This is a genomic window from Kitasatospora sp. NPDC047058 (assembly GCF_040643935.1).
Taxonomy (GTDB): Bacteria; Actinomycetota; Actinomycetes; order Streptomycetales; family Streptomycetaceae; genus Kitasatospora.
On record NZ_JBEYVJ010000531.1, the window covers coordinates 1 to 4,047 of the forward strand.

Here is a 4,047-nt window from a genome sequence, read left to right on the forward strand (position 1 = left end):
ACGAACGGCGCCAACGCCTGCGCACACTCCGCCAGCCGCGCCGCGAACACCGGGCTCGACTGCGCCAACTCCCGGCCCATGCCGACCCACTGCGACCCCTGACCCGCGAACGCGAACACCGTCCGCGCACCCGGCCGCGCCACACCCGAGACGACGGCACCGCTGGGCACGCCGGCGGCCAGGCTCTCCACGCCGGCGGCCAACTCGGCCCGCTCGCCGCCGACCACGACCGCGCGGTGCTCGAACACCGACCGCGTCGCCGCCAGCGACCACGCCACGTCCGCCGGCGCCAGCTCCGGCCGCGCGGCCACCCAGTCGTGCAGCCGCTCCGCCTGGGACGTCAGCCCCTCGGCCGTCCGGCCCGACACCGGCCAGGCGTCCGCCCCCGAGACCACCGGCGCCGTCACCGGGGTGTCGGCCTCCTGCGGCCCGTCGGCCTCGGCCGCCGGGGCCTCCTCCACGATGATGTGCGCGTTGGTGCCGCTCAGGCCGAACGAGGACACGCCCGCCCGGCGGGTGCGCTCCCCCGCCGGCCACGGCACGGCCTCGGTCAGCAGCCGCACGTCGCCGGCCTCCCAGTCCACGTGCGGCGAGGGCTCGTCCACGTGCAGGGTCTTCGGCAGTTGCTCGTGCTGCAGCGCCAGCACCATCTTGATCACACCGGCGACGCCGGCCGCCTGCTGGGAGTGGCCGATGTTGGACTTCACCGAGCCGAGCAGCAGCGGCCGGCCCTCCGGCCGGTCCTGGCCGTACGTCGTCAGCAGGGCCTGGGCCTCGATCGGGTCACCGAGCGTGGTGCCCGTGCCGTGCGCCTCCACCGCGTCCACGTCCGCGGCCGACAGCTGGGCGCTCGCCAGCGCCGCGCGGATGACGCGCTGCTGCGACGGCCCGTTCGGCGCCGTCAGACCGTTCGAGGCACCGTCCTGGTTCACCGCCGAGCCGCGCACCACCGCGAGCACCTTGTGCCCGTTGCGCAGCGCGTCCGACAGGCGCTCGACGACGACCATGCCGGCGCCCTCGCCCATCCCCATGCCGTCCGCGGCGGCCGAGAACGCCTTGCAGCGCCCGTCCTCGGCCAGGCCGCGCTGCCGGGAGAAGCCGACGAAGCCCATGGTGGTGGCCATGACCGTGACGCCGCCGGCCAGCGCCAGCGAGCACTCGCCGGCGCGGACCGCCTGGCAGGCCAGGTGCAGCGCCACCAGGGACGACGAGCACGCCGTGTCGACGGACACCGCCGGCCCCTGCAGACCGAGCAGGTAGGAGATGCGGCCGGACATCACGCTGGCCGCACCGCCGGTCATGAGGTGCCAGTCCAGGCCCTCCATGGTCTGCAGGGACTGGTGGGCGACGTAGTCGGAGGGGGCGACGCCGACGAACACGCCGGTCTGCGAGCCCCGGAGCGAGGCCGGGTCGACCCCGGCCCGCTCCAGCGCCTCCCACGAGGTCTCCAGCAGCAGGCGCTGCTGCGGGTCCATCGCCAGCGCCTCGCGCGGGCTGATCCCGAAGAACCCCGCGTCGAAGCTGGCCGCGTCCCGCAGGAACCCGCCCTCGACCACGTAGGAGGTGCCCTGGTGGTCCGGGTCGGGGTCGTAGACCCCCTCGGTGTCCCAGCCCCGGTCCGTCGGGAAGCCGGAGATCGCGTCCCCGCCTGCGGCGAGCAGCTCCCACAGGTCCTCGGGAGTCGTCACGCCGCCGGGGTACCGGCAGCTCATGCCGACGATCGCCAGCGGCTCCGAGGCCGCCGAGACGAGCTGCCGGTTCCGCTGCCTCAGCCGCTCGGTCTCCTTCACGGAGGCACGCAGCGCTTCAAGGAGCTTGTCGGCCTGTCCGGTCATCGCTGCCTCCACGCATCGAGCATCATCAAGATCACTCCGCCTCGCCGTCGAGGGCCAGACGGATCAGGCTGTCGGCGTCCAACGCGTCGATGTCCTCGGCGTCCTCGCCCTGGTCGCCCATCAGGGCGTCGTCACGGACGTCGGCGAGCCGCATCAGCGCCTCCATGAGCCCGGCGTCGCGGAACCTGGACAGCGGCACGGTCGCGAGCGCCTTCCGGAGTTTCTCCTCCGCGGCGTCCGTCCCGCCATGTTCAACCAGCTCCGGCAGCAGCTTCTCCTGCAGCAACGCGGCCAGTTCCGTGGGGTTGGGGTAGTCGAACACCAGCGTGGCCGGCAGCCGCAGCCCGGTCGCGGTGCTGAGCCGGTTGCGCAGCTCCACCGCGGTGAGGGAGTCGAAGCCCAGGTCGGTGAAGGCCCGGGTGGACTCGACCGCCTCGGCGGAGGCGTGCCCCAGCACGGCCGCCACGTGGGACCGGACCAGGTCGGTGAGCAGGCGCATCCGCTCCTGCTCCGGCTGCCCGGCCAGCTGCTGGCGCAGCGAGTCCGCACCGCCGGTGCCCGAGGAGGCGCTGCGCCGTCCCGTTCCGCCGCCGACCAGGCCCCGCCACAGCGGCGGGACGTCCGTGCTGCGGGCGGCCTGCGAGCGCAGCCCGGCCAGGTCCAGCCGGGCCGGCACCAGCACCGCCTCGTCCCTGGCGAGGGCCAGGTCCATCAGGGCCAGGCCCTCGTCCGCGCTCAGGGCCGCGACGCCGCCGCGGTTGATGCGGGCCCGCTCGGAGTCGCTGAGCCGCCCGGTCAGGGCACTGGCCTCGGCCCACATGCCCCAGGCCAGCGAGGTGCCGGGCAGTCCGGCCGCCCGGCGGTCGGCCGCCAGCGCGTCCAGGAAGGAGTTGGCGGCGACGTAGTTGCCCTGGCCGGGGCTGGAGAAGGTCGCCGCGGCCGAGGAGAACAGGACGAAGTGGTCCAGGTCCAGGCCCCGGGTCAGCTCGTGCAGGTGCCACGCGCCGTCGGCCTTGGGCCGCATCACCGCCGCGACCCGCTCCGGGGTCAGCGAGGCGATCGTCGCGTCGTCGAGGACACCGGCCGTGTGGACGACGGTCGTCAGCGGGTCCTCCGCCGGGACCGCCGCCAGGACGGCGGCCAGGGCGTCGCGGTCCGCGGCGTCGCAGGCCACGATCCGCACCCGGGCGCCGAGCGTCGCCAGCTCCGCGGCCAGTGCGGCCGCGCCCGGGGCGGACGGGCCCGACCGGCCGGTCAGGACCAGCCCGTCGGCGCGCCCGGTGACCACCAGGTGCTTGGCCACCAGGCCGCCCAGCGTGCCCGTGCCACCCGTCACCAGCGCCGACCTGCCGCGGGTACGCGGCTCGGCCGGGCCGGCGGGGACGGTGAGGACGAGCTTGCCGGTGTGGCGCGCCTGCTGCATGAAGCGGAACGCCTCGCGCGCCCGCCGCACGTCCCAGGCCCGGACGGGGAGCCTCGTCAGCTCGCCGGCGGCCATCAGCCCGACGATGCCGCCGAGCATCGCGCCCAGCCGCTCGGGGCCGGCCTCGCCCAGGTTGAAGGGCCGGTAGACGACCCCGGGGTGCTCGGCCGCCAGCACGTCCGCGTCACGCACGTCGGTGCGGCCCATCTCGACGAACGCACCGCCGCGCGGCAGCAGCCGCAGGGAGGCGTCCGTCAGGTCGCCCGCCAGGGAGTTGAGGACGATGTCGACGCCCGCACCGCCCGTGGCGGCGAGGAAGTCCGCCTCGAAGCCGGCGGTGCGGGAGGAGGAGATGTGCGCCTCGTCCAGGCCCAGCCCGGCCAGCACCGGCCACTTCGCCGGGCTCGCCGTGGCGAAGACCTCCAGGCCCAGGTGACGGGCGATCTGGATCGCCGCCATGCCGACACCACCGGTGCCGGCGTGCACCAGCACCCGCTGGCCGGCCTTCGCGCCGGCCAGTTCGACCAGGGCGTACCAGGCCGTCATGAACGCGCTCGGGACGGCTGCCGCCTCGGCGTAGGACCAGCCCGCGGGGATGCGCACCAGCTGGCGCGCGTCCGTCACGGCGACCGGGCCGAACGCGCCCTCGGCGACGCCCATGACGCGGTCGCCGACCGCCAGTCCGGTCACCCCGGGGCCGAGTTCGAGCACCGTTCCGGCGATCTCACTGCCCATCACACCGCCGCCCGGGTACATGCCCAGGCCGATCAGCACATCACGGAAGTTCAG

The 4,047-nt window shown here is 75.2% G+C and carries 2 protein-coding genes; both read right to left on the reverse strand.

The features are described 5' to 3' along the window. Positions 1-1,835, reverse strand: a 1,835-nt coding sequence (locus ABZ885_RS36845) for a type I polyketide synthase (RefSeq protein ID WP_360198884.1), incomplete at its 3' end; no start/stop codon positions are given. Between the two features lie 31 nt (positions 1,836-1,866). Further along, positions 1,867-4,047, reverse strand: a 2,181-nt coding sequence (locus tag ABZ885_RS36850) for an SDR family NAD(P)-dependent oxidoreductase (protein ID WP_360198886.1), incomplete at its 5' end; no start/stop codon positions are given.